Below are 24,756 nucleotides of genomic sequence, written 5' to 3'. Positions count from 1 at the left end.
TTGGTCTTTTTCGGCCGCAGGGAGACGGGGCACGCGCACACGCTCGCCCCGAGTGGATTTTTAGATACCTGCTCGGGAAAAATTGCAACGGCATTTTACGTGCACGTCTGGTTGTCTTGAGTGGATGAACGACACATTCATGCGAGGTTCAGGCCAGCCGCAACAGGCTGCAACGGAACCATTTTGGTGCAATACAGTTGAGCCGCCGCGTAAGTCCGCCGAAAAACGGCAATAAAGGACGCGCATGAAAGGGATGACACCCGAGAAGAGGAAATGTTCATGTCGAAGAAATTCAAACTGTTCGCCAGCGTCGCAGCGCCTTTCGTGTCGCTGCCGCTGATGTTTCAGCCGGCCGGTGCCGCCCCCCCGACATCCATTAATTTGAGACCCGCCATAGAGGCCGGCCAGATGCCGGGCGTCGTCCAGGTCCAGCAACAGATCATCGTGCCGCCGGGGGCTCCGGCCACCCAGGAAGGCGAAGGACAGCCGCGCCCGCGCCGCAAGCTGCAGGAGGAGCAACAGCAGGCTCCGGCCGAACGGCCGCAGGCGCCGCCCCGGGCCCAGCAGCAGGAACAGCCGCAGCGCCAGCGCAAGGCTGAGCCTGAAGCTGCGCCCCGTGAGGCTGCACCGCGCGAAGCCACACCACGCCAGGCTCCGCAGGCCGAGCGCCCGGCTGCCGAGGCGCCCGCGCAGGAGCGTCCGCGTCGCCAGCAGCAGGAGACCGGCCAGGGTCAAGGTCAGGGTCAGGGCGGAAATGACGCCCAGCCGCGCCGCCAGCGCGAGCAGGCCACCCCCCAGACCGAACAGCCCGCCGCAAGGGAAGCCCAGCAGCCGAAGACGGCTCCGGTAGAAAAGCAGGCCGAAACGCCGAAGCCTGAGCGGCCGGCAACCAATCGCGCGGCAACGCCGGAAGCAGCGCCCGAGGCTCCCGCCCGCCGCGATGCCCAGCAGCCGCAAGCCGCTCCGACCGAAAAACAAGCCGAAACCCCGAAACTTCCCCCTGCGACCAATCGTGCCGCGACGCCGGAAACTGCGCCGCAGGCTCCAGCCGGTCGCAATGCGCAGGATCGCAACGCCGCTCCGACGCAGAACCAGGCGGACACGCCGAAGCCCCTGCAGCCACCCGCAACCAACCGCGCCGCGACACCGGGAGCCGCACCTGAAAATCCGGCTCGCGGCACCGCAACCGGTCAGGCGCCTGGACAGGTCCCGGGCAACGGAACAGCGCCACCGGCAGCAACCGGCCAAGCCGCTCCGGGTCCGCTGGTTCCGGGCGAAGCGCCTCGCCGGCAGACCACCGAAGGACAGCCGCCAGTGGCGCCCGCGGGCCAGCCCCAGGGCCAGCAGGCGACGGGAGCCCAGCCTAGTACCCAGCCGACCGCACCCCAGACGGCAACCACACCGCAGCAGGTCGAACGCGCCAAGGCACTTGCCAAGGATCCGGCTGCGGCCAAGAGCGGTGAACAGGTCGTACTGCCTGTTCAGAACGGTGCAGCCGTGCTCGACAGCGCCAAGGAGACACCTTCCACACGTCCGCTGCGGGATGGAGAGCGTCCGCGCCGTCCAGCCCCACAGCAGGCCGACCAGCAGCAGCTGGCGCCGCCGAAATCCGATGCCGAGGCCCAGAGCGGCACGCGCGCCACCCGCGAGCAGCAGCAGGAATTTCGACAGCTGTCCGAAGAGCGTGGTCAGCGTCTCGACCGTCGGCCGGATTTCGAACGCCCCCAGGGCTGGGACTTCCGCGACACTGCCGGCCGGGACGGCAATCGGGACCGCAACGGTCGCGATCGCGACAGGGATGGCGGCCGCTTGATCATCTCGATCGACAACCAATCCGTGGTTCGTCATGACGACAGCCGTCGTTTCTACAACGATCGCGATCGGGCGCCGCAATACGAGCAGCTCCGCGACGGCCGGGTGCGTGAGGTCATCGTGCGCGACGACGGCACGCGGATCGTCACTGTCCGCAACAGCTATGGCGAGATCGTCCAGCGCTCGCGAGTCGTGAAGGGCGGTGAGGAATACGTGCTCTACTATTCGCCGGAGCTGATGGATAACCGCCGCGGCCGCGACTATGTCTGGCGCGATCCGGGCGACGACCTGCCGCCGATGCGGCTGGGCGTGCCGCTCGACGACTACATCATCGACACTTCGACCGACCCGGACCGGGATTATTACGAGTTCCTGGAACAGCCGCCGGTCGAGCGGGTCGAGCGGGTCTATTCGCTGGACGAAGTGCGCTACTCCGCCCGTATCCGGGACAAGGTGCCGCGTATCGACCTCGATACGATCACGTTTGCCACCGGCAGTGCCGAAATTCCGATGAACCAGGCGAGCTCGCTGCGCAAGGTCGCCGACGCGATCAACAAGGTTCTGAAGCGGGATCCTTCTGAAACCTTCCTGATCGAGGGTCATACGGATGCCGTCGGCGCCGACGACAGCAACCTCGTTCTCTCCGACGAGCGCGCCGAAAGCGTTGCCCGGGTGCTGACGGACGCATTCGCCATCCCGCCGGAAAACCTGGCGACTCAAGGTTATGGCGAACGTTACCTCAAGGTCCGCACGGACGGTCCGGAACAGGAAAACCGCCGCGTGACCGTGCGCCGCATCACACCGTTGGTCAAACCTGTCGCTTCGAACCAGTAAGCGGTTTCGGGCCTCTCAAACCAAGCCGCCGGAGCGATCCGGCGGCTTGTTCATTTGTCGGGAAGCCCCGTCACCTGCGCAATGAAATCGGCAATCGCGTTCGTGTCGTCGAGATCGAAGACCGGGATTATGGCGTCCGTGACGGGGTGGTCGGCGGCGATGGCGACGATGTGGGGATCGCTGGGTGCGAGCGGTTCCCGGTTGTTTGCCTCCAGGCGGCGCGCTTCGATTTTCGGGACCGGCTCGCGCTTGTAACCCTCGATCAGTACCAGATCGCACGGGGCGAGGCGGGAGAGGATTTCCTCGAAGCTCGGCTCCGGCGCGCCGCGCAGTTCGTGCATGATCGCAAAGCGGGTGCCGGAAACGATCGCCACCTCGTGGGCGCCGGCCGCGCGGTGTCGGAAGGAATCGGCACCCACCTTGTCGATGTCGAAATCGTGGTGGGCGTGCTTGATCGTCGAGATTGCGTAGCCGCGGCGGGTGAATTCCGCCACCAGCCGCACCGCCAGACCCGTCTTGCCGGAATTCTTCCAGCCGGAAATGCCGAAGACACGGGGAGGGGTCATGAAAGCTCCTTGGCGAAACGGCGGGCCTCTTGAAGATCCTCGGGCGTATTGATGTTGAAGAAGGGGTCGAGCAATCCTTGCGGCGTCCCGATCATCGGGAATTCCACCGTCACCACGCGGTGACGCCGAAGGAAATCCTTGATGCGGCGGTTGTCGGGACCGGAGAGCCAGCTTTCCAGATCGTCGGCGATCGAGATCGGCCAGAGCCCGAAGACCGGATGATCGCGGCCGTCCGAGGCAGCGATGACGATCGTGTTTGGATCGTCGGCCTCCGCTTCAAGCCGGTTCGCGAGATCGGCGGGGACGAAAGGGCTGTCGGAGGGGGCGGTGAGGAGGTGCGTTGCCGGAAGTCCACGGTCCAGGATATCGCGCAAGCCGGAGAACACGCCGGCGAGCGGCCCGATCTGGCCAATGATCCGGTCGGGCAAAAGGCGCAACCGGAGTGGATTGGGGAAATCCGCCTGCGCGTTCAGAGTGATCTCCGCGACCTGGGGCCTAAGCCGCCGTGCCACATGGGCGAGGATCGTCTCGCCGCCGATGTCCAGAAAAGCCTTGTCGGTGCCCATGCGGCTCGATTTGCCGCCGGCGAGGATCAGGCAGGGAGGCCGGCGGGGGGCAACAGCAGGAGCGGTCATAGGTCGTCCTCCCGCGTCGGGATCGCGCCTTCGCGGCGATCGATCTGCCACACATAGGCGGTGGCGACGAGTGCGAGGATGGTCGTGGCGCCCATGACGAAGAGAAGCGGCATGGCGCCGCCTTCTTCCTTCAGCACCGCCGCTGCAAGCGTCGAAAGCGCGGCACCGCCTCCGACGGTGATTGCGCCGCCGAGGCCGGAAGCGGAGCCGGCAAGATGCGGCCGCACGCTGACGATGCCGGCATTGGCGCTGGGAAGGGTAAGGCCATTGCCGACGCCGGTGAGCGCGAGCGGCGCGAAGAAGGCAAGCGGCCAGGGGGCTTCGAAGAACAGGAAGGCGGCCGTGATCAGCACCCCGATCAGGCTGACAACGCTGCCGGAGATCATCATCGACATGGTGCCGAAATGGCGGGTGTAGCGGCCCGAAATGAAGTTGCCGATCATGTAGCCGGCCGCGATCAGGAAGAACTGCACCCCGAGCATGGTCGGCGACAGATGGTAGATCGCCGTGCCGACGAAGGGCGCGCCGCCGAGGAACGAGAAGAATACGCCGGAGGAAAAGGTCGAAGTGAACGTATAGCCCCAGAAGCGGCGCGAGCGAAAAAGGTCCGGCCAGCTGCGGAACTGCGCGGTGAAGCTGGTGGCCGGCGCGCGGTTGGTCTCGCCGAGATCGGTGAACACGAGCGTCAGGGTCAACAGGCCGAGCCCGAGCATCAAGGCGAAATTCGCCTCCCAGCCGAACATGTCGTTGAGTGCGCCGCCGATCGTCGGGCTGATCATCGGCACCAGCGACATGCCCATCGTCACATAGGCGATCATCGAGGCGGCCCCCTCCATCGGCACCGTGTCGCGGATGATGGCGCGCGGCAGGACGAAGCCTGCGACCACGGCCGTCTGCAGCAGCCGTCCGATCATGAAGACGGTGACGTTGGCGGCGAACAGGCAGATCAGTGTGCCGGCCAGCATGATCAGGATGCTGCCGATCATCACGCGGCGGCGGCCGAAGAGGTCGGAAAGCGGGCCGAGCACCAGCTGCAGCAGGGCGGTGCCGGCGATATAGCCGGAGACGGCGAGCTGCATAACGGCGTATTCAGTGCCGAAATGGATCGCCATGGCGGAAAGCGACGGCAGGAAGATATTGAGCGAGAGGGCGGCAAGTCCTGCGCAGACGACGAGCGTGACGATATGGGGCGGGGTTCGTCTGTCGAGAAACTGGCTTTGCTGCACGTCTTGTCCTTTCACGCCTGCCTTTCGGCCCTTTGGTCTGGCCTCGAGTCCGGGCCGTCCTTAAGCCGGCGGAGCGGCGGCTGCCTTGTCGGTGGTGACGTCCTGCCGCTTTCGCTCGCGATAGAAGGTATAGAGGCCGGAGCCGATGACGACCGCCGCGCCCACGAGCATGTAGGCGCTCGGGCGTTCGCCGAAGGCGAAAAAGGCGATGACCAAAGCCCAGAGCAGGCCGGTATAGCGGAAGGGCGCGATGAAGGAGATGTCGCCTGTTCGCATCGACTTGATCACCGCCTGGTAGCCGGCGAAGACCAGCACCGAGGCGATCGCCAGATGCCCGAGCGCATAGGCGCTGACGGGCTGCCAGCCGCCCATGGGCGCGATCAGGATCGCCCCGACGACCGTGTTGGCAAGCGACGTGAAGAGCGTCAGCGTCAAACTGGGAGTGTCGGCCTTGATGCGCTTCGTAACGAGATCGCGGCTTGCGGTGCAGCAGCAGGCGATGACGGCAAGCAGTGCTGACGGCGTAAAGCCTTCAGGACCCGGGCGGATGATGATCAGCACGCCGAGAAAACCGATGCCGATCGCGGTCCAGCGCCGCCAGCCGACCGGTTCGCCGAGGAACAGCGCCGCGCCTAACGTTACGGCAAGCGGTAGGGCCTGCATGATCGACGAAATGGCGGCGAATTCGATATGGGCAAGCGCGGAGAGCAGGGTCAGGGTGGCGCCAAGCTCGAAGAGGGTGCGCAGCAGCACCAGCGGATGCATCACCGCCTTGAGCGAGAGGGGCACGCCCATATATCGCGCAACGCAATAGATCAGCCCCGTCGCCATGACGCCGCGCACGGCCATGATCTGGGGAATGCTGAGCTCCGAGGTAACCGACTTGACCAGCGCATCGTTACAGGTGAAAGCCGCCATGGCGAGCGCCATGAACAGCGCGCCCCGCGAATTTTCCGACGATGCCATTCTCAAGATTCCTCCACTACCCCGTACTCTTAAAGCAACGGCTTACGCGTCGCCAGCCCGATTGCCTCGCGGACGGTACTCTTTCGGGCAGAGCGAAGAGATTTCTAATATGCGATAGGGTGTAGCAAAAACGAAATGTAAGGGTCCCGAATTAACCGTTACTCAACCGAATTTGACCACTGTAAACCCCATTCATTCCCGCATGAAGCCGGGATCGTGCCGTTGCCGTTTCGCGAATGCCGCTGACGCGAATGCCGCATCTGGTTTGCAGTGGGGGAAAAATGTCTTTCATCGATCGTCTTCTTCAGAGCCGTAGGATCGTCACCAAGGTCCTCCTTTTCGTCATACCGCTGGTGCTTCTGATCGCCGGCGTCGGCCTTGCCGGCTATTATACGGCAAGCATGCTGAACGGTCATATGACCGTGACGCGTGCGACGATCGAGAACATCGGTGATTTCGAAAATCTCCAGGCTGTTCTCCAGGAATTCAACAACAAGCCCGACAATGCGTCGCTTGCGGCCCTGAAGGCTGTCATCGACAAGCAGGAGAGCGGCGTCCGCGTGCTCGAAGGCCTGCTCGTGACCGATGGCGACCGTGAGCGCATCGCCGTGGTGACCGGCCTCGCGCCGAAGATGCGCGCCGCCACCGACGTGCTCTGGAAGATCAAGCAGAGGCGCGAGGAGAACGCCGCAGCGCTCGACTACAGCATCGACGATGTGCGCACCGTGGCGACGGGGGTCTCGGATCAGGTCGCCAACGTCCGCAAGCAGTTCGAAGGCAAGGAAAAGTTCGCCAAGAGCATGGTGCTGGAAGCTTATGCCTACAAGGCGATCGCCGAACAGATCGGCGAACTCCGCAATTCGGTCAAGGAGACCGGCACGGATGACGGCGCGATCGGCACCGCAGACATGTATCTTGGCATTCTGGACAAGACGTTCCAGGAGGTTCAGGCGTTTCTGACGCCGAACGGCGTCAAGCAGCTGAAACCGATCAACGACGCGATCAGCGCCCTTGCTGCCACCATCAAGGGCAACAAGGAGGTCCCGGAAAAGGCGAAGGCGGTGCGTGACACCGTTGCCGGAATGGAGAAGTTCCAGCTCAGCATGGAGGCGGAAGTCACCAACAAGGCAGGCAACGCAGCCTCTCGTTTCGCAAGCATCGAGGGCGAGGTTGCGAGCCTGCGCACACTTCTCGACCGCAGCGCCGAAGCGCTGCGCCTGATCGACGCCATGCAGCTCCATATCGAGCGGCTGCGCGCTACCCAGACGGAGGATGCACGCAAGGTCGTCCTCAGTGTCATGGCAAAGCTGAAGGATGCCAGCGCCGAAGTTTCCGAACTCGCCAGAAACCCGGCCATGCGCGAATTCGCGACCCTGCTTCAGCCGCGCCTGAAGTCGATCGAGGACGATACCGCCCAGCTTCTGTCCATCGCCGCCGACTGGAAGAAGGCCCGCGCGGCGGCCGGTGAAACCCTGACGGGTGGCATGGCCGGCCTCAAGAATTTCGTGGCCCAGGCCCAGGAGGTCGGCAAGGAAGACAGCGAACGTTCCGCCCAGTTGTCGCTCGTCGCGATGGTTGTCGGCACGCTGCTCGCCATCGCCGGCGGCCTGATGCTGGTGGAAACGCTGCGCGGCCCGCTGCGCCGCGTGACCGAAGTGATGAAGCGGCTCGCCGACGGTGATCTGGAGGTCAAGATCGAGGGCCGCGAACGGGGCGACGAGATCGGCGACATGGTTCGCTCGGTCACCGTCTTCCGCGATGCGGCGGTCGAAAACGTCCGCCTCGAGCAGGATGCCGCCGCGGCCCGCGAGCTCTCGACTGCAGAGTCCGAGCGCCGCGCGACCGAACGTGCCCGCATCGCCGGCGAACAGCGCCAGGCTCTCACTGCGCTCAATGAAGTGCTCGGCAAGCTTGCCGAGGGCGATCTCGAGCGCAGCATGGACGAGAACCTGCCGGAAGACTTTATCGAAATGGCGCGTACCTACAACCAGGCAGTCGAGGCACTCCGCGCGACGCTTGCCGACGTGCGCTCCACTGCTGAAGAGATCGACGGCGGCACAGGCAACCTTGCCGCATCCGCCGATGACCTTGCCCGCCGCACCGAACAGCAGGCGGCAGCTCTCGAACAGAGCTCGCGTGCGCTGCGTCACCTCAGCGACATCGTCCGCTCGACGGCCGAAAGCGCCAAGCAGACGTCGGTCTCGGTCAACGAGACGGAAGATTTCGCCGTCCGCTCCGGCGAAGTCGTGTCCCGCGCGGTCGACGCCATGGGCGAGATCAGCCGCTCCTCGAACAAGATCGCGACGATCATCGGCGTCATCGACGAGATCGCCTTCCAGACCAACCTGCTGGCGCTGAACGCCGGCGTCGAGGCGGCCCGTGCCGGCGAGGCCGGTCGCGGCTTTGCGGTCGTCGCCCAGGAAGTCCGCGAACTGGCGCAGCGCTGTGCCGGCGCTGCCCGCGAAATCAAGGGCCTCATTTCGGCCAGCTCGACACAGGTCAGCAACGGCGTGCACCTCGTCGAGGAGACCGGTACGGCGCTCACCGAGATCATCACGCACATCACCGACGTCCGCAAACTGGTCGCCCAGATTTCGGCGGCGACCGGCGAGCAGTCGACCGGCATCAACGAAGTCACCAAGGCGGTGCAGGAGGTCGAGCTGATCACCCAGCGCAACGCGGCGATGGTCGAGGAAAACAATGCCGAGATCCACGGCCTGCGCAGGCGGGTGGAAATGCTGTCGGAAAAGATCGAGCGCTTCAAGACGCGCGACCCAAACGTCAACTTCCACGCCGGCACCAGCGAACGCCGGGGTGGCTTCCGCCGCAGCGACGCTGCCTGAGCCCACGCCTCACATGCTTTCAAAGCCGGGACGTGAGTTCCGGCTTTTTTGTTGGGCGGCAGGAACGAAAGAGGCGAAGTCTCGAAGGCCGGGTGGGTGCGGATATCACCCGCCGGTGACGCTCATGTGGCGGGCGACGGCGGGGCGTTTGTGGGTGCGGTCGATGATGAAGTCGTGGCCCTTGGGCTTGCGGGTGATCGCCTCGTCGATTGCGGCCGACAGATAGTCGTCGTTCTCGGATGCCCGCAGCGCGGTGCGCAGGTCGGCTGCGTCGTTCTGGCCGAGGCACATATAGAGCGTGCCGGTGCAGGTGAGGCGCACGCGGTTGCAGCTCTCGCAGAAATTATGGGTCATCGGCGTGATGAAGCCCAGTCGTCCGCCGGTCTCCTGTATCTCGACGTAGCGGGCAGGGCCACCAGTCTTGTAGGGGATCTCGGTCAGCGTGAACTGCTCTTCGAGATCGGCGCGCAGCTTGGAGAGCGGCAGGTACTGGTCGGTGCGGTCCTCGTCGATCTCGCCCATAGGCATGGTCTCGATGACCGTCATGTCCATGCCGCGGCCATGCGCGAAACGCAGCATGTCGGCGATCTCGAATTCGTTGAAATCCTTCAGCGCCACGGCATTCAGCTTGATCTTCAGTCCGGCCTTCTGGGCGGCGTCGATGCCTTCCATGACCTTGTGGAAATCGCCCCAGCGGGTGATCGCCTTGAATTTTTCGGGGTTCAGCGTATCGAGCGAGACGTTGATGCGGCGCACGCCGCTGTCATAGAGCTCGTCGGCATATTTTGCGAGCTGGGAACCGTTGGTTGTCAGCGTCAGCTCGTCGAGTGCGCCTGCCTTCACGTGCTGGCCCAGCTCGCGGACCAGGAACATGATGTTCTTGCGCACCAGCGGCTCGCCACCGGTAAGGCGGATCTTACGAACGCCCTTGGAAATGAAGGCGGAACAGAGCCGGTTGAGCTCTTCCAGCGTCAGCAGGTCCTTTTTGGGCAGGAAGGTCATGTTTTCCGCCATGCAATAGGTGCAGCGGAAATCGCAGCGGTCGGTGACCGAGACGCGCAGATAGGTGACGGCACGGCCGAACGGGTCGATCATCGGCGCCTTGTCGGCGATGATGGGCGCTGCGCCTCCGATCGGTCCTGCGAAACTGTTCACGTGGCATTCTCCCTTGCCCCGAAAGTGGGGGTTTCGAGCCTTCGCGTCAAGTGTATGACAATCGGTCCAGATAGAACAGCGCTGGACGCAAAACAGCTTGCGGCGAAACGCCGTAGCTCATAATCCTCCGCGAGACACATGACAATCGGGAGCCTTGAAAGCATGAGCGACATCTGGCCGACGGAACTGCGGGTCTCAAAGGACCGCCACACGCTGAACGTCACCTTCAGCGACGGCGCGGCTTATCCCCTGTCGGCGGAAACGATGCGCGTGCTATCGCCTTCCGCGGAAGTGCAGGGCCATGGCCCGGGCCAGAAGGTGACCGTGCCGGGCAAGCGCAATGTCGGCATCGCGGCGATCACGCCGGCCGGCAATTACGCCGTGCGGATCCGTTTCGACGACGGCCATGACAGCGGTATCTTTACCTGGCCTTACCTGCGCGAACTTGGCGAGCGCGGGGCCGAGCTGTTTGCCGACTACGAGCGCGATCTCGCCGACAAGGGTCTGTCTCGCGATCCGCCACAAAGGACACGGTGATCAGGCCGGTTCGCGGCTGTCCTCCCGGACTTCCGACTGCAGGGTGACGATCAGCCGTTCCATGGATTCCGCCATCGCCATACATTGGTCCAGCGGCTCGGAGGAGAGCGTCCGCTCGATCAGGGCCGTCTGGATCGCCATCGCCCGTTCCGTCACCGAGCGGCCTTCCTGGGTCAGGTAGAGTCGCAGGACGCGCTTGTCCTTCTTGTCGCCACGCCGTTCGATCAGCCCGCGCTTTTCCATCTGCGGCAGGGCCATGCTCATGTTGGAGCGCCCCACCAGCAGCTTGTGGGCCAGCTCCTGCTGGGAGATCCCCTCGAACCGGTAGAGATTGATCAGAATGTCGAGATGCGGCGGCTTGATGTCGAGTTCGGCGAGCTCACGGGTCAGCACGGTTTGCATCAACTGGCAGGCGCGGGCAACGGCAATCCAACTGCGAAAACGCGGATGATCCCAGGGGAGGGATTGATTTTTGTTCATTGTTGTACTTTATTGTTCAGTATTGAACATTATTGGATTTTCCCACTATGCCATCCTTTGCACTGAAGGTCACCCGTCTCGGATTTGCCGCCTTAGGTCGGCCGTTCCCCCGCGCCGCCGCCAGCCTGGCGTTTCGGCTCTTCTGCCTGACGCCCTCGCGCCGTCCCAAGGGCGACAAGGCGCGGTCGATGGCGAAGGAGGGGCGGGAGCGGCTCTCGGCTGCTCAGAAGATGCCGCTCACGGTCGGGACATCGACGGTGATGGCCTATCGCTTCAACGGCGACGGCAAGCCCGGCCGGCCCCGTTACCTGGTCGTGCACGGCTGGGGTTCCAGTGCCGCCTATATCGCGGCGCTGCCGACGGGGCTCGCCGAAACCGGCGCCGAGGTCGTGGTGCTTGATTTTCCAGGCCACGGACTTTCGAGCGGCCGCAGCCTCAACATGCGCCAGGCCGTTGAGGCGATCGTTGCGGCCGAGAAGCGGTTTGGCCATTTCGATGCGGCCGTCGGTCATTCCTTCGGCGGAGCGAGCATGATGCTTGCCGCCGGCGGGGTGATGAAGGAGGTCGGGGCGATCTCGCCGTCGAAACTGGTGGTGATCGGTGCGCCGAGCCATATTCATTGGCTGTTCGACGATTTTTCGCGGATGGTCGGCCTGCCGCCGCGCGTCAAGGCGCGGCTGATCCGGCGGGCAGAGGATGTGGCCGGCGCCTCGCTCGACGATTTCGACACAGTTGCGAGCGCCGCGCGGCTCGGCACGCCCCTGCTGGTCGTGCATGCCGAGGAGGACAAGGAGGTTGATGCCGGCCATGCCCGCCGTTTCGAGGGGCTTGCCAGCGCAAGGATGGAATGGGCGAACGGGCTCGGGCATCGCCGTATCGTCAGCGATCGCGGCGTGATCGAGGCGATTGCCGCCTTCCTGACGGAAGATCGCCGTCCGATGCGCGAAACCTCTGTCGATGACAATTCCGGCAGCGATGCGGCTGCTTGATCCACAGGAAACGTCATCATACTGTCGCCCGCGCGGGTTACGGCCCGCCGTAATTCGAAGGGGCGAGCCATGACCATCATCACATCCGTCGAGCAACTGAAGGCGATCTATGACAGCGTCTCGGAAGCCTCACTCGTCAAGGTGACGAGGACGTTGACCCCGGAATACCGGCAGATGATCGAGGCTTCGCCCTTCGTCGCCTTTGCGACCGTCGGACCGGAAGGGCTCGACTGCTCGCCACGCGGCGATCTCGGCGGCGCGGTTCGGATCCAGGATGAAGCGACGCTGCTTCTGCCCGACTGGCGCGGCAACAACCGCATCGATTCGCTCATCAATATCGTCCGCGACCCGCGCGTCGCGCTGATGTTTCTCGTCCCCGGCTCGAATACGGCGATGCGCATCAACGGCCGCGCCGTGATCTCCGTGGACACGGCCCTGCTCGACAGCTTCGAGATGGACGGTAGGCATCCCCGCAGCGTTACGGTCATCACCATAAACGAGGTCTATTTCCAGTGCGCCCGCGCCCTGATGCGGGCGGAGCTCTGGAACCCGGAGCATTTCATCGATCCGAAGAACCTGCCGACGCCAGGCACACTCCTGAAGGCCGCCAAAGCGGACTTCGATAAGGAGACTTACGACCGCGAATGGCCGGAGCGCGCCGCCAAGACCATGTGGTGAGCCGGGTTTCTCCAAACGAGTCGGAGCCTATTTCCTGTAGATCAGCCAGCTCTTGCCGACATAGTCCTTCTTCATGCCGTCCTCGAAGAAGATCGAGCGGTTGCGGCCGGAATTCTTGGCGGTATAGAGGGCCGTGTCGGCATTGGCGTAGAGTTCGCCGGGATCGCTCGCCTGCGAGCCCATCGCAAAGCCGAGCGAAATAGTGACCGGGCCGTAATCGATGCCGGAGCGCGAATTGCGGAAGATCCGGGTTTCAAGCGCGCGGCGGACCCGCTCGCAGATGATCATCACTTCTTCCGGCGTATTGCCTTCGACGATGATCGCGAATTCCTCGCCGCCGGAACGGGCGACGAAGACATCCTTGCGGACGTTCGAGCGGATCACCGAGGCAACGGTAGCGAGGATCTTGTCGCCGACCGGATGGCCGTAGCTGTCGTTGATCTTCTTGAAGTTGTCGATATCAGCCAGCACCAGCGCGGTGACCGGCAGCAGGGCGGTATTGTCGTAGGTGGCGGCAAGGCGCTCGTCGAAGGCCCGGCGGTTGGCGATGCGGGTCAGCGAATCGGTGTTGGCGATACGCTTGTATTCGTCGAGTTCCCTGCGGACCTGATCCATTTCCTGCGAGCGCTGGGCGACACCGCCGACGGTCTTCTCGCCATGCGCCATGGTGCTGCCGGTCGCTTCGCTCAGGAGGGTCAGCGCGCTGGTCAGGAGGTCGTTTGAAAAATTGCTCTTGGAGTTGATCCGCTGGGCGGTTTCTCCCAGCAGCTTGCCGTAGCTTTCGAGCGAGCTCTGTTCCTGGCGCAACAGTTTCAGGAGCGCGTCGAGTTCGCTGAGAAGCTTGGTATGGGCATCCTCGATCACCGCCACCTGGCCGGTTCCAAGGTAGCGATGCGAGAGCGCGTCCAGCTCTTCCTGCGTCGCACGGCTTCCGAGCGCTGCCAGGTCGCGGGTCAGATCGGAATTGGAACCGATATAGGCCTCGTAGAAAAGCTGATAGTTGCGAGGGATCGGCGCGACGCCCATCGATCGCACTGCATAGATGATCTGGCCGATCAGATCGCTAGATTGCGCCTTCGGCGCCGTTGCCGTCGTCATCGACGATCCCCACTAGATCCCACCCGTATGCTATGAAACGAAGTAGTATGTGAAAAATGTTGGAAAAGAATTAAGGGGTGCCAGCTGAAGAGCTTATTCTTAAATTTATTTCGCATTTCTGAAATACCCCATTTTCCCTCAAAATTAATGGGTTTCCGGACTTTGGGCCCGAAAAGATATTCACCTTTGGAAAGTCGATATATTCTCGGAATTAATCATTTGGACTGACATCAAGAGAAAGCCCGCCCTTCGAGAGGCGGGCTTTTTCCGTTATATTATCAGACAGGTGTGCTTATTTGGGACCGATCATGTTTTCCGGGCGGACATACTGGTCGAATTCCTCGTTCGTCAGGTATCCGCCGCCGACAGCTTCTTCGCGCAGCGTCGTGCCGTTCTTGTGCGCTGTCTTGGCGATCTTGGCGCAGATGTCGTAACCGAGCCTGGTGTTCAAGGCGGTGACCAGCATCAGCGAGTTTTCGACGCCGCGTCTGATATTGTCTTCGCGGGCCTCGATGCCGACCACGCAATTGTCGGTGAAGGAGACGGCAGCGTCGCCGAGCAGCTGCACCGACTGCAGGAAATTGTAGGCCATCATCGGATTGTAGACGTTGAGCTCGAAATGGCCCTGGCTGCCGGCAAAGGTGAGCGCCGCATGGTTGCCGAAGATGTGGGCGCAGACCTGGGTGAGCGCTTCCGACTGGGTCGGGTTGACCTTGCCCGGCATGATCGATGAGCCCGGCTCGTTTTCCGGCAGCGACAGTTCGCCGAGACCGGCGCGCGGGCCGGAGCCGAGGAAGCGGATGTCGTTGGCGATCTTGAACAGGGCTGCCGCGGCAGCATTGATTGCGCCGTGCGCGAAAACCATCGAGTCATGCGAGGCGAGCGCCTCGAACTTGTTCGGCGCCGTGACGAAGGGCAGGCCGGTGATCCTGGAGATCTCGTCGGCAACCTTTTCGGCAAAGCCGACCGGAGCGTTGAGACCCGTGCCGACCGCCGTGCCGCCCTGGGCAAGCTTGGAGAGCGCCGGCAGCGTCAGTTCGATATTGGCGATCGCCGAGCCGACCTGCGCCGCATAACCGGAGAATTCCTGGCCGAGCGTCAGCGGGGTGGCGTCCTGCGTATGGGTGCGGCCGATCTTGATGATGTGGGAGAAGGCCTTGACCTTTACTTCCAGCGCCTCGTGCAGATGCTTCAGCGACGGAATGAGGTGGCGCACGATGGTTTCGACGCAGGCGATGTGCATGGCCGTCGGATAGGTGTCGTTCGACGACTGGCTCATGTTGACGTGGTCGTTCGGATGCACCGGCTTTTTGGAGCCCATCACGCCGCCGAGCATTTCGATCGCGCGGTTGGAGATCACCTCGTTGGCGTTCATGTTCGACTGGGTGCCGGAACCCGTCTGCCAGACGACGAGCGGGAAATGCTCGTCGAGCTTGCCGTCGATGACTTCCTGCGCTGCTTCGACGATAACTTTCCCGATTGAGGCATCGAGGCCACCCAGTTCCATGTTGGCGCGGGCGGCCGCCTGCTTGACGATGCCGAGCGCCCGCACGACGGCGAGCGGCTGCTTTTCCCAGCCGATCTTGAAGTTGCCGAGCGAGCGCTGCGCCTGGGCCCCCCAATAACGGTCGCTCGCCACTTCGATCGGGCCAAACGTATCGGTTTCGGTGCGGGTCGATGCCATCTTCGCTGCCTCTTTTTGCTCGTGGTCGCTGCCGGTGTCTCAAAAGATCAACAACGCGTTACCGCGTCCAGGCCGGCCGGCGGCATTACTATACGATTGTTGCGCGTCCGCAAGCCGGGGAAACAGGCTTTTTGGCGTCCTTTCGCCGTGCCTTTTATGACACGGATCGTGGAATTATGCAGCAGAATCCGCACTCCGACAGGGCACTTATCGATGGTCGTCAGTAAAAATTTAACGAATAGTTTCTTAACCTTCCGGCAACGCAGCGACGATGTTTTTCGCCGGGCCTCAAGCCGGCGGAACACACGGGCGTTTCTTTCCATCCCTCACGCGATCGGTTAGATGGCGTGATACATATTCGAGCCCGCGGATCAAGACGCGGATGCAGGTGACGGGGACGACATTGCAGCACAAACACAAAAAAACTTCGATCGCATTGGCGCTCGTGTCCGGCATTTCGATTTTCACCGGAGCGGCGGTTCCCGCACATGCCGTGACCCTTCTCGACCTCCTGCGCGGCGGCCCTGGAGCCGACCGGTCAAGGGCTGCCGACAACGGCCTGCCGGGCGTTGGCGGCAATACCAGCTTGCCGACCGAGCGTAGTCTCGCCGATCCCGAGCCGCTGCCGAAAGTCTCCGGTCCTCGCTATTACACCTACAAGCCGGATGCCGAGCGTGTCGTGAAGACGGCCGGCTTCGCCGCAGTGTCATCAACGAACGGCACCCGCCTGATCGCCGAGGCCAAGGTTTCGGCGCCGGCGGAAATCGCCACCGCTCTCGAGGCCTTCTATAGCAAGGCGGCCGAGCCCGTCTGGGTCTCCGGCGGTGACGTCAATGAAAAGGCGAGGGGCGTCCTGGCGCTCTTCGAACGCGCCGGCGAATACGGGCTCGAGCCGGCTGATTACATCCTGCCGGTCCCGGCGCTGACGACCGCAAGTGTCGTGTCATCGGCCGATGCGGCAACCCCGATCAATGTTTCGGCAACGGCGTCAGCCCCGGTTTCCGCCGCCGACGGCCATGACCGCGCGCTGATGCAGTTCGAGTTGGCTCTCTCGGAAAAGGTGCTGTTGTTTGCACAGGACATGATGCGCGGCCGCATCGATCCGAACAAGGTGTCCGGTTACCACGACTTCAAGCGCAAGGACGTCAAGCTTTCGCTCGTCCTGCCTTTTGCGCAGACCGGCACGGACGTTGCGGCCTATCTTGAAGGCCTTGCGCCGCAAGGCCCTCAATTCCAGGCGTTGAAGGCCGAGCTTGCAACGCTGCGCGCCGCGGCCGCCGACGACGGTCCGCAGATCGCGCTGCCGACCGACATCCTGCTGAAGCCGGGCAAGAGCAGCCCGGATATGGCAAGCATCATCGCCGCCATCCAGCATACCGGTTCTGAAGCGCTGAAGACCAAGCACGCGGCGACGCTCGCAGCCTACCAGCAGACCCCGGACTACACGCCGGAACTCGTTGAGGTCGTCAAATCCTTCCAGGCCGAAGTCGGCCTCAAGGCTGACGGCGTCATCGGCAATGCGACGGTGCGCAAGATGGTCGGCCATACGTCGAAGGACAAGATCGAGAAGGTCGAAGTCGCCATGGAACAGGCGCGCTGGCTGCCGGACGATCTCGGCCAGCGTTACGTCTTCATCAACCAGCCGGCTTACACGGTCTATTACCATGACCATGGCGCTGAACAGTTCTCGATGCGCGTCGTGGTCGGCGGCAAGGCCAACCAGACCTATTTCTTCCAGGACGAGATCGAAACGGTCGAGTTCAACCCCTATTGGGGCGTGCCGCAGTCGATCATCATCAACGAGATGCTGCCGCATCTTCGCCAGGACCCGAGCTATCTCGACCGGCTGGGATACGAGGTCTCGGTCGGCGGCAAGGCGGTTCCGTCGAGCAGCGTCAACTGGTTCGGCTCGACCGACAAGATCTCCGTGCGCCAACCGCCGTCGAGCGACAATGCGCTCGGCGACCTGAAGATCCTCTTCCCGAACAGCCATGCGATCTACATGCATGACACGCCTTCGAAGAGCTTCTTCCAGCGCGACATGCGGGCGCTGAGCCATGGCTGCGTGCGTCTTGCCGAACCGCGCAAGATGGCGGCCGCCGTGCTCGGCACGACGATCGACGACGTGAACGGACGTATCGCCGCCGGCGAGAACGTCGCCACCAAGGTGCCGGTCAGGATCCCGGTCTACGTCGCCTACTTCACCGCCTGGCCTAACAAGGACGGCAAGGTCGAATATTTCGACGACGTCTATGGCCGCGACGATGCGACGGTGAAGGCTTTTGTGGCAACGACCAAGGTCCGTGCGGCACAAAGCTAGGTTCGGCTTTCGGGCTGAGAACGAGTTTCGGATTGCAGAAGAAGGCGGCCACGTGCCGCCTTCTTATTTGGCTGCCGCCACCCGCTGCACGTCGGCGGAGATCAGCGTTTCCACCATCTCCACGGTCAGCTGGTCATAACCGCTGATCACGCGATCCGGGTTGAGTGTCTCGACGGCGACGTCGGAATAACCGAAGGTCACGGCGACCGAGGCAATGCCGGCATTCTGTGCCGCCAGAATGTCGTTGACGCTGTCGCCGATCATGATGCTCGTCGCGGGGGCGCCGCCGGCCCGTTCGATGGTGCCGAAAATATGCCGGGCATCCGGCTTGCGAACGGCAAATGTATCGCCGCAGGTCATCGCCACGAAGCGATCCAGAAGACCGAGCTTCGCGAGGAGCGGGAAGGCGAGCTGTCCGGACTTGTTGGTGCAGACTGCGAGCCGCATGCCGGCTGCCGACAGGCGGTCGAGGCAGGCGACGACACCGTCGTAAGGCACGCTTCTGCCCGGCATCTGCGCCTCGTAATGCTCCATATAGCGGTCAAACAGCCTGGCGGCCATCGGCTCGTCGAGCGGAACTTTGCGAAGCTCGAAGGCGCGGCGGATCATCACGCGCACACCCTGGCCGACGAGATGCGTCAGGTCCTCGAAGGTGACCGGCGCGAGGCCGACCGCTTCGATCGTATAGTTGAGGCTGTCGATGAGATCGGGTGCGGTGTCGATCAGTGTGCCGTCGAGGTCGAAAATGACGAGTGGAGCGGTCAATGGAACCTCGTGAATGTCGTTTGGGAGATGCCCCGGATTAAGCAATGCTGTCGTGAAATGCAAATATGCGAGATTCGCGGAGCTTCGTAAAACCCGCCGCGAGGGGACTTTCGTTTGCCGGGAGAGGCGTGTAAACAGCGGGTCGGCGAAAACAGCGGGGAGCTTTTGGCGAATGGACGCCCGGGAAATGAAAGTCAAGGCGGCGCAAGCGGCACTGGCCTATGTCGAGGACGGCATGAGGCTTGGTATTGGCACCGGTTCGACGGCGGACGAATTCGTCAGGCTACTCGCCGAAAAGGTCCACGGCGGCTTCAAGGTCGAAGGCGTACCGACGTCCGAGCGTACCGCCAGACTCTGCGTCGAGCTCGGCATTCCGCTGAAATCGCTCGACGAGCTTCCGGAGCTCGACCTGACGGTCGACGGGGCTGACGAAGTCGATGCCAACCTGACCCTGATCAAGGGCGGCGGCGGCGCATTGCTGCGCGAGAAGATCGTTGCTGCCGCGTCCACTCGCATGATCGTGATTGCCGACGAAAGCAAGCTGGTCGGCATGCTCGGAGCCTATCCTCTGCCGATCGAGATCAATCCCTTCGGCCAGGCGGCGACCCAGATCGCGATCGAAAAGGCCGCCTCCAGGTTAGGCCTGAGCGGCGAGCTGAAACTGCGCAAATCCGGGGCCGATATCTTCATGACGGATGGCGGCCACTACATTTTCGACGCATCTTTTGGCCGCATTCCTGATGCAGACGCTCTGTCGGCGGAGCTTAATTTCATTCCCGGTGTCGTGGAACACGGGCTGTTCATCCACATGGCGTCCTTAGCGATCATTGCCGGCGAGGCTGGAGCGCGGACGCTCGAGGCGAAATAAACTAGGAGCAACAAACTCATGATCAGATTCGCGGTTCTCGGCCGTGCCGCCGCTGTGGCGATCCTCTTCTCCGGCGCCTTCACGGTATCGGCTCGCGCGCAGGAAGTTTCGGAAGCCCAGCTTGCCGCTGCGCGCGATGCTATCGCAGCGCTCAATGTGACGGATCGTTACGATAATATCCTGCCCAACCTGGCAGAGCGTCTGAAGGCCCAGTTCATCCAGGCCTCCCCCAACTTCCAGGGTCAGATCTCCAACGTTGTCGACGAGCAGGCGCTCGTGCTTGCGCCGCGCCGTGCCGATCTGGAAAAGGAAGCCGCGACCATCTACGCCAAGAGCTTCTCCGTCGATGAGCTGAAGTCGATCTCCACCTTCTTCAACACCGATGCAGGCAAGAAACTGCTGACCAACCAGCCGCTCATCAGCCGCGAATTGACCAGGGCCGCTGAAATCTGGGCCAACGGCATTTCCCGCGACCTCACCAACCAGAGCTCGGAAAAGCTGCGCGGTATCATCGACGCGAACCCGATCCAGCCGCCGGTCGTCGATACGGCTCCTGCGGAAGCGCAGGCCGTAGCACCGGTTCCGGCAAAGCCCGCCACGCCGCCGGCCAAGCCAGCTGCCGCGCCTGCGACCAAGCCTGCTGCTCCGGCCGCAGCCGCCCCGGCCAAGCCGGCTGCCCCGGCTGCCAAGCCGGCCCCGGCGCCCGCGCCGAAGCCCTGATCGCATTCGCGAGCCGCTGAATTTTATGGAAGCCCGGAGCAATCCGGGCTTTTCCTTTGGGGGCTCCCGTCCCTATATGTGAGCCACATCCAGCCGCCTGTTTTCAAGGAGAATGCCATGACCACCTATGACTATGATCTCTTCGTGATTGGTGGCGGATCGGGCGGCGTCAGGGCAGGCCGGGTGGCCGCATCGCTCGGCAAGCGGGTGGCGATCGCCGAGGAATATCGTTTCGGCGGCACCTGCGTCATCCGCGGCTGCGTGCCGAAGAAGCTGTTCGTCTACGCCTCGCAGTATCACGAGCATTTCGAGGATGCCGCGGGCTATGGCTGGGAAGTCGGCGCAGGCACGTTCGACTGGAAGAAGCTGATCGCCGCCAAGGACAAGGAGATCGCCCGCCTCGAAGGCCTTTACCGCAAGGGCCTGGAAAACAACGGTGCCGAGATCCTCGATACCCGCGCCGAACTGGTCGGCCTACATACGATCCGGCTCGTGAAGACCGGCAAGGCGGTGACCGCCGAAAAGATCGTCATCGCGACCGGTGGCGCGCCCAATCCGCATGTGGCGCTGCCCGGCCACGAGCTGTGTATCTCGTCCAACGAGGCCTTCCATCTGCCGGAACTGCCGCGCTCCATCCTGATCGCCGGCGGCGGCTATATCGCTGTCGAATTCGCCAACATCTTCCACGGCCTCGGCGTCGACGTGACGCTGATCTATCGCGGCAAGGAAATCCTCTCGCGCTTCGACCACGACATGCGCCAGGGCCTGCACAAGGCGATGGTCGAGAAGGGCATCCGCATCGTCCTCACCGATGTGATCGAGGAGGTGACCAAGGCGGCGGCCGGCGGACTTGTCGCCCGGACCATGAACGGCGAGACGATTGCCGTCGATACCGTGATGCTGGCGCTCGGCCGCGATCCGAATACCAGCGGGTTGGGCCTGGAGGCCGCGGGCGTCGAGGTGAACGAGCGCGGCGCCATTGTCGTCGACAGATATTCCCGCACCAGCGTGCCGCATATCTATGCGCTCGGCGATGTCACCGACCGGGTACAGCTGACGCCGGTGGCGATCCACGAGGCGATGTGCTTCATCGAGACCGAATACAGGAACAATCCGACCGCCCCCGACCACGACCTTATTGCGACCGCCGTCTTCTCGCAGCCGGAGATCGGCACGGTCGGCCTGTCGGAAGAGGAGGCCGCCAAGCGTTATCCGGAGCTCGAAGTCTACCGCGCCGAGTTCCGGCCGATGAAGGCGACGCTTTCGGGACGGGCGGAGAAAATGATCATGAAGCTGGTCGTCGATGCGGCAAGCCGCAAGGTGGTCGGCGCCCACATCCTCGGTCACGATGCCGGCGAGATGGCGCAGCTTCTCGGCATTTCGTTGAAGGCCGGCGTCACCAAGGACGATTTCGACCGCACCATGGCCGTGCACCCGACGGCGGCGGAAGAACTCGTCACCATGTACAACCCGAGCTACCTTGTGAAGAACGGCGAGCGCGTCTGACGCGCTCTCAGGCTCGGCGTCGCGCTAACTGGTGATGCGCGGAGCGCTGACGATCTTGCGGAAGAGCCTGTCCATGGCGGCAGCGATCCCTTCGGTCGGGCTCACCTCAAAGTAATAGCCTTCGGTGGCGCAGGCCTGCATGTTGCTCGGTATCTTCGGCTGGAACGGCGCGATCCAGGTGTTGTAGAAGCTGTTCTCCGGTAGAGGCAGATAGGTCGTGTAGAGCACGGCGATCTTGACGCCCCGGAGCTTTATATCGTTGCAATACTGGACGTCGATCGGTTCCATGCAGCGCGGCAATTGTTGGGATCCCACCTTCGTGTAGGTCAACTTCTCCTTGCAGTCGGCGCGCTGCGCATCGCCGACGCCATCTGCCACCAGGAAGACAATCGCCTGCCGATCGGCAGAGCTTGTACCATTGCCGGTCGACTTGATCTTGTCGTCGATGCCGGTCAGGGCCGCATTGTAGTCCGTCTGATTGTTCGGGTAATCGTGACTTGGAATGCTCATCAGCTGGATCTTTTGCGTCGCCTTGCCGAGGGCATCGAAATCGGTCGTCGGATTGGCGACCGTGAAGAGCTTCGCATCCAGCGCGGTTTGCCCGAACGTGTAGGCTGACATGCGGAACTGACCGGTAACCGTTTGCGTCTCCTTGGCGGTGGTCATGAGCGCGGCGACCGCATCTGCCACCACGTCGATACGGATCGTTGCTCCGATCGATTTGGCGAGGTTGTAGTAGCTGCCCATGTCCTCGACGCCGCTTTCCGAGACGATGTGGCAGGCGAAGGCGCAGTCCTTGTCTTTCCCGTTGCGGCCATTGATGGTCGCTGCTCGGAGTTTGGCCACGTCTGAAGGTGTCGCTCCGACGCCCATCGAAGGTGTGTTGTCGAGCAGCATGTAGAAATCGATGAACGACGGCGTCTGGTATTGCGCGGTGGCCTGACCGGAAACAGTGATGTCGTCCTTGCCGAGGACTGCCATGAAGGTGGTCGGCAAGGTCGCGCTGAACGAGACGCGCGAGGTCAGGATGCCGTTGTTCTTCGCGACCTCGATATCGACGCTGACCGGCAGGGTGGAAAGCTCGCCGGACATCTGGCCGAGGAAGATGCCGCGGGCCTCGGCCGGATCCAGCGCCACGCTGCCGTCGCCCTGCAATTGCATGGCCTGGGCGACGGCCTTGGATTTCTCCGCAACCGCGCCGACGGCGGCCGCATCGGCCGCGCCGACGAGTTGCTGCTTGATGGTCAGCGCGCGACCGAAATCAAGCGCCATGCCGGCGGTTCCGATCAGCGGAACCAGCAGCAAGGCGGTCATGACGCCGAAATTGCCCCGGCGATCTTTCCAGAAACGTGTCATCGGATGCATCGCCCGCTCCCCAGCAAGAAACTTTCGGCGAAATGTGGCGCAAATTCGTGAAATTGTGGCTAAGAACAGGATTAAAATCCGCTGATGCCCTGATTTCATACTGCATGCGATCGACCGGGTTATGCCTGAATACTCAGTCGCCGAGGGTGGGGCACCTCGGCACCGGAAGCAGCTTTTATCAGATGTGGGGGCCGCCGAAGTGGGCCAGGCAGCGATGCAAAGCGGCTATGCAAGGCGGCTGTTAAGGTTTATAAGCCGCCTCGATTTTGAAGGCGTTTGTCCGGCAGAGGATCGCCGCGACGGAAACAGGTGAGTGAGATGGCACAGAATTGGACCCCGAGCAGTTGGCGGCAGAAACCGATCCAGCAGGTCCCGGAATTTCCGGACAAGGCCGCGCTGGCAGCGACGGAAGCTCAGCTCGCCACCTTTCCGCCGCTTGTCTTTGCCGGTGAAGCCCGCCGCCTGAAGAAGCAGCTCGCCAGCGTCGCGGAAGGCAATGCCTTCCTGCTGCAGGGCGGCGACTGCGCCGAAAGCTTCGTCGAACATGGCGCGGACAACATCCGCGACTTCTTCCGTTCGTTCCTGCAGATGGCCGTCGTTCTGACCTATGGCGCCCAGCTTCCGGTCGTCAAGGTCGGCCGCATCGCCGGCCAGTTCGCCAAGCCGCGCAGCAACTCGCACGAGACGCAGGACGGCAAGACGCTGCTCACCTATCGCGGCGACATCGTCAACGGTACGGAATTCACCGAAGAAGCCCGCACGCCGGATCCGGAACGCCAGATGATGGCCTATCGCCAGTCTGCCGCGACCCTCAACCTGCTGCGCGCCTTCGCGATGGGCGGTTATGCCAATCTCGAAAACGTCCACAAGTGGATGCTCGGCTTCGTCAAGGACAGCCCGCAGGGTGAGCGTTACCGCAAGCTCGCCGACCGCATCAGCGAAACCATGGATTTCATGAAGGCGATCGGCATTACCGCCGAAAACCAGCCGAGCCTGCGCGAGACGGATTTCTTCACCAGCCATGAAGCGCTGCTGCTCGGTTACGAAGAGGCGTTCACCCGCGTCGACTCCACCTCGGGCGACTGGTACGCGACGTCGGGCCATATGCTGTGGATCGGTGACCGCACCCGCCAGCTCGACCATGCGCATGTCGAATATTTCCGCGGCATCAAGAACCCGATCGGCCTGAAATGCGGCCCGTCGCTGCAGGCCGACAACCTGATCGAGCTGATCGACGCGTTGAACCCGGCCAACGAAGCCGGCCGCCTGACGCTGATCTGCCGTTTCGGCTACGACAAGGTCGCCGACAGCCTGCCGAAGCTGATCCGCGCCGTCGAGCGCGAAGGCAAGAAGGTGGTCTGGTCCTGCGATCCGATGCACGGCAACACGATCACGCTCAACAACTACAAGACCCGGCCGTTCGACCGGATCCTGTCGGAAGTCGAGAGCTTCTTCCAGATTCATCGTGCGGAAGGCACCCATCCGGGCGGCATCCATATCGAGATGACCGGCAAGGACGTTACCGAATGCACCGGCGGCGCCCGCGCCGTCACGGCCGGCGACCTGCAGGACCGTTACCACACCCATTGCGACCCGCGCCTCAACGCCGACCAGGCGCTGGAACTGGCCTTCTTGCTCGCCGAGCGGATGAAGAGCGGCCGCGACGAAAAGCGGATGGTCGTTAACGGCTGAACCGCCGCTTAGGATGG

Annotated in this window: 20 protein-coding genes; 10 read left to right on the top strand and 10 right to left on the bottom strand. The window is 62.9% G+C overall.

Going from position 1 to position 24,756, the window contains the following annotated elements:
* Window positions 1-279: 279 nt before the first annotated feature.
* Window positions 280-2,646 carry an OmpA family protein gene (locus PMI07_RS28485; RefSeq protein ID WP_024164246.1) on the top strand — a complete coding sequence of 789 codons (2,367 nt, stop codon included), beginning with the start codon at window positions 280-282 and terminating at the stop codon, window positions 2,644-2,646.
* 50 nt (window positions 2,647-2,696) lie between these two features.
* Here the strand turns inward: PMI07_RS28485 and mobB are convergent, their stop codons facing one another.
* From mobB to PMI07_RS28465, 4 genes are read right to left on the bottom strand one after another with little or no spacing between them, the layout of a single operon-like run.
* Entirely contained in the window at window positions 2,697-3,212 is a 516-nt protein-coding gene (gene mobB, locus PMI07_RS28480; RefSeq protein ID WP_024164245.1) for a molybdopterin-guanine dinucleotide biosynthesis protein B, read from the bottom strand.
* Complete coding sequence (mobA, locus tag PMI07_RS28475) at window positions 3,209-3,847, bottom strand: molybdenum cofactor guanylyltransferase MobA (RefSeq protein WP_007772357.1); 639 nt, start codon at window positions 3,845-3,847, stop codon at window positions 3,209-3,211. The genes mobB and mobA overlap by 4 nt, the downstream gene beginning before the upstream one ends.
* Window positions 3,844-5,073 (bottom strand): multidrug effflux MFS transporter, encoded by a 1,230-nt coding sequence (locus PMI07_RS28470; RefSeq protein ID WP_007772358.1) that lies wholly within the window; start codon window positions 5,071-5,073, stop codon window positions 3,844-3,846. Before PMI07_RS28470 ends, mobA begins: the two co-directional genes overlap by 4 nt.
* A 60-nt stretch (window positions 5,074-5,133) precedes the next feature.
* Window positions 5,134-6,039: a DMT family transporter gene (locus PMI07_RS28465; RefSeq protein ID WP_007772359.1), complete on the bottom strand. Its 906-nt coding sequence runs from the start codon at window positions 6,037-6,039 to the stop codon at window positions 5,134-5,136.
* A gap of 281 nt (window positions 6,040-6,320) precedes the next feature.
* On the opposite strand from PMI07_RS28465, the gene PMI07_RS28460 reads away from it, so the two are divergent.
* The gene (locus PMI07_RS28460) at window positions 6,321-8,882 is read left to right on the top strand and encodes a HAMP domain-containing methyl-accepting chemotaxis protein (protein WP_007772360.1); all 2,562 of its coding nucleotides are present in this window, start codon (window positions 6,321-6,323) and stop codon (window positions 8,880-8,882) included.
* Between the two features lie 105 nt (window positions 8,883-8,987).
* On the opposite strand, the gene moaA is transcribed toward PMI07_RS28460, so the two are convergent.
* The gene (moaA, locus tag PMI07_RS28455; RefSeq protein ID WP_024164244.1) at window positions 8,988-10,037 is read right to left on the bottom strand and encodes a GTP 3',8-cyclase MoaA; all 1,050 of its coding nucleotides are present in this window, start codon (window positions 10,035-10,037) and stop codon (window positions 8,988-8,990) included.
* A gap of 162 nt (window positions 10,038-10,199) precedes the next feature.
* Between moaA and PMI07_RS28450 the strand changes: the two genes are divergently transcribed.
* On the top strand, window positions 10,200-10,574 hold the full coding sequence (locus PMI07_RS28450) for a DUF971 domain-containing protein (protein ID WP_007764095.1): 375 nt from the start codon (window positions 10,200-10,202) through the stop codon (window positions 10,572-10,574).
* Here PMI07_RS28450 and PMI07_RS28445 read toward each other — a convergent pair whose 3' ends face one another.
* On the bottom strand, window positions 10,575-11,054 hold the full coding sequence (locus tag PMI07_RS28445) for a MarR family transcriptional regulator (RefSeq protein ID WP_007764086.1): 480 nt from the start codon (window positions 11,052-11,054) through the stop codon (window positions 10,575-10,577).
* Between the two features lie 47 nt (window positions 11,055-11,101).
* On the opposite strand from PMI07_RS28445, the gene PMI07_RS28440 reads away from it, so the two are divergent.
* Together PMI07_RS28440 and PMI07_RS28435 are read left to right on the top strand one after the other, a co-directional pair.
* Complete coding sequence (locus tag PMI07_RS28440; RefSeq protein ID WP_007764081.1) at window positions 11,102-12,043, top strand: alpha/beta hydrolase; 942 nt, start codon at window positions 11,102-11,104, stop codon at window positions 12,041-12,043.
* A 69-nt stretch (window positions 12,044-12,112) separates the two neighbouring features.
* A complete protein-coding gene (locus PMI07_RS28435) occupies window positions 12,113-12,721 on the top strand; it encodes a pyridoxamine 5'-phosphate oxidase family protein (RefSeq protein WP_007764077.1) in 609 nt (202 codons plus the stop codon).
* Window positions 12,722-12,748: 27 nt separating this feature from the next.
* Here the strand turns inward: PMI07_RS28435 and PMI07_RS28430 are convergent, their stop codons facing one another.
* Both PMI07_RS28430 and fumC read right to left on the bottom strand, forming a co-directional pair.
* Window positions 12,749-13,819, bottom strand: a complete 1,071-nt coding sequence (locus PMI07_RS28430; RefSeq protein WP_007764070.1) for a GGDEF domain-containing protein — start codon at window positions 13,817-13,819, stop codon at window positions 12,749-12,751.
* A 292-nt stretch (window positions 13,820-14,111) separates the two neighbouring features.
* A complete protein-coding gene (gene fumC, locus PMI07_RS28425) occupies window positions 14,112-15,503 on the bottom strand; it encodes a class II fumarate hydratase (RefSeq protein WP_007764069.1) in 1,392 nt (463 codons plus the stop codon).
* Window positions 15,504-15,906: 403 nt separating this feature from the next.
* Here fumC and PMI07_RS28420 point away from each other — a divergent pair, with 403 nt between their 5' ends.
* On the top strand, window positions 15,907-17,823 hold the full coding sequence (locus tag PMI07_RS28420; RefSeq protein ID WP_245277247.1) for a L,D-transpeptidase family protein: 1,917 nt from the start codon (window positions 15,907-15,909) through the stop codon (window positions 17,821-17,823).
* A gap of 63 nt (window positions 17,824-17,886) precedes the next feature.
* Here the strand turns inward: PMI07_RS28420 and PMI07_RS28415 are convergent, their stop codons facing one another.
* Window positions 17,887-18,603 carry an HAD family hydrolase gene (locus PMI07_RS28415; RefSeq protein ID WP_037088681.1) on the bottom strand — a complete coding sequence of 239 codons (717 nt, stop codon included), beginning with the start codon at window positions 18,601-18,603 and terminating at the stop codon, window positions 17,887-17,889.
* Window positions 18,604-18,760: 157 nt separating this feature from the next.
* Between PMI07_RS28415 and rpiA the strand changes: the two genes are divergently transcribed.
* The 3 genes from rpiA (at window position 18,761) to gor (ending at window position 21,682) form a co-directional block, all read left to right on the top strand.
* Entirely contained in the window at window positions 18,761-19,456 is a 696-nt protein-coding gene (gene rpiA / locus PMI07_RS28410) for a ribose-5-phosphate isomerase RpiA (RefSeq protein ID WP_007773317.1), read from the top strand.
* An 18-nt stretch (window positions 19,457-19,474) separates the two neighbouring features.
* Window positions 19,475-20,176 carry a DUF2059 domain-containing protein gene (locus PMI07_RS28405; RefSeq protein ID WP_024164241.1) on the top strand — a complete coding sequence of 234 codons (702 nt, stop codon included), beginning with the start codon at window positions 19,475-19,477 and terminating at the stop codon, window positions 20,174-20,176.
* Between the two features lie 117 nt (window positions 20,177-20,293).
* Complete coding sequence (gene gor, locus PMI07_RS28400; protein WP_007764971.1) at window positions 20,294-21,682, top strand: glutathione-disulfide reductase; 1,389 nt, start codon at window positions 20,294-20,296, stop codon at window positions 21,680-21,682.
* A gap of 24 nt (window positions 21,683-21,706) precedes the next feature.
* Here gor and PMI07_RS28395 read toward each other — a convergent pair whose 3' ends face one another.
* Entirely contained in the window at window positions 21,707-23,047 is a 1,341-nt protein-coding gene (locus PMI07_RS28395) for a TadE/TadG family type IV pilus assembly protein (protein ID WP_007764969.1), read from the bottom strand.
* A gap of 318 nt (window positions 23,048-23,365) precedes the next feature.
* Between PMI07_RS28395 and PMI07_RS28390 the strand changes: the two genes are divergently transcribed.
* Entirely contained in the window at window positions 23,366-24,739 is a 1,374-nt protein-coding gene (locus PMI07_RS28390) for a 3-deoxy-7-phosphoheptulonate synthase class II (protein ID WP_007764966.1), read from the top strand.
* Window positions 24,740-24,756 lie beyond the last annotated feature (17 nt).

This window comes from Rhizobium sp. CF080, from assembly GCF_000282095.2.
Lineage (GTDB): Bacteria > Pseudomonadota > Alphaproteobacteria > Rhizobiales > Rhizobiaceae > Neorhizobium.
Note: the sequence above shows the minus strand (reverse complement) of the source record. Positions and strands in the feature narration are given on the sequence as shown.

Excerpts from the sequence above, each read along its gene's own strand:
- PMI07_RS28485 (WP_024164246.1), top strand. The coding sequence starts at position 280 with ATGTCGAAGAAATTCAAACTGTTCGCCAGCGTCGCAGCGCCTTTCGTG.
- mobB (WP_024164245.1), bottom strand. The coding sequence starts at position 3,212 with ATGACCCCTCCCCGTGTCTTCGGCATTTCCGGCTGGAAGAATTCCGGC.
- mobA (WP_007772357.1), bottom strand. The coding sequence starts at position 3,847 with ATGACCGCTCCTGCTGTTGCCCCCCGCCGGCCTCCCTGCCTGATCCTC.
- PMI07_RS28465 (WP_007772359.1), bottom strand. The coding sequence starts at position 6,039 with ATGGCATCGTCGGAAAATTCGCGGGGCGCGCTGTTCATGGCGCTCGCC.
- PMI07_RS28460 (WP_007772360.1), top strand. The coding sequence starts at position 6,321 with ATGTCTTTCATCGATCGTCTTCTTCAGAGCCGTAGGATCGTCACCAAG.
- PMI07_RS28450 (WP_007764095.1), top strand. The coding sequence starts at position 10,200 with ATGAGCGACATCTGGCCGACGGAACTGCGGGTCTCAAAGGACCGCCAC.
- PMI07_RS28445 (WP_007764086.1), bottom strand. The coding sequence starts at position 11,054 with ATGAACAAAAATCAATCCCTCCCCTGGGATCATCCGCGTTTTCGCAGT.
- PMI07_RS28440 (WP_007764081.1), top strand. The coding sequence starts at position 11,102 with ATGCCATCCTTTGCACTGAAGGTCACCCGTCTCGGATTTGCCGCCTTA.
- PMI07_RS28435 (WP_007764077.1), top strand. The coding sequence starts at position 12,113 with ATGACCATCATCACATCCGTCGAGCAACTGAAGGCGATCTATGACAGC.
- PMI07_RS28430 (WP_007764070.1), bottom strand. The coding sequence starts at position 13,819 with ATGACGACGGCAACGGCGCCGAAGGCGCAATCTAGCGATCTGATCGGC.
- fumC (WP_007764069.1), bottom strand. The coding sequence starts at position 15,503 with ATGGCATCGACCCGCACCGAAACCGATACGTTTGGCCCGATCGAAGTG.
- rpiA (WP_007773317.1), top strand. The coding sequence starts at position 18,761 with ATGGACGCCCGGGAAATGAAAGTCAAGGCGGCGCAAGCGGCACTGGCC.
- PMI07_RS28405 (WP_024164241.1), top strand. The coding sequence starts at position 19,475 with ATGATCAGATTCGCGGTTCTCGGCCGTGCCGCCGCTGTGGCGATCCTC.
- gor (WP_007764971.1), top strand. The coding sequence starts at position 20,294 with ATGACCACCTATGACTATGATCTCTTCGTGATTGGTGGCGGATCGGGC.
- PMI07_RS28395 (WP_007764969.1), bottom strand. The coding sequence starts at position 23,047 with ATGCATCCGATGACACGTTTCTGGAAAGATCGCCGGGGCAATTTCGGC.
- PMI07_RS28390 (WP_007764966.1), top strand. The coding sequence starts at position 23,366 with ATGGCACAGAATTGGACCCCGAGCAGTTGGCGGCAGAAACCGATCCAG.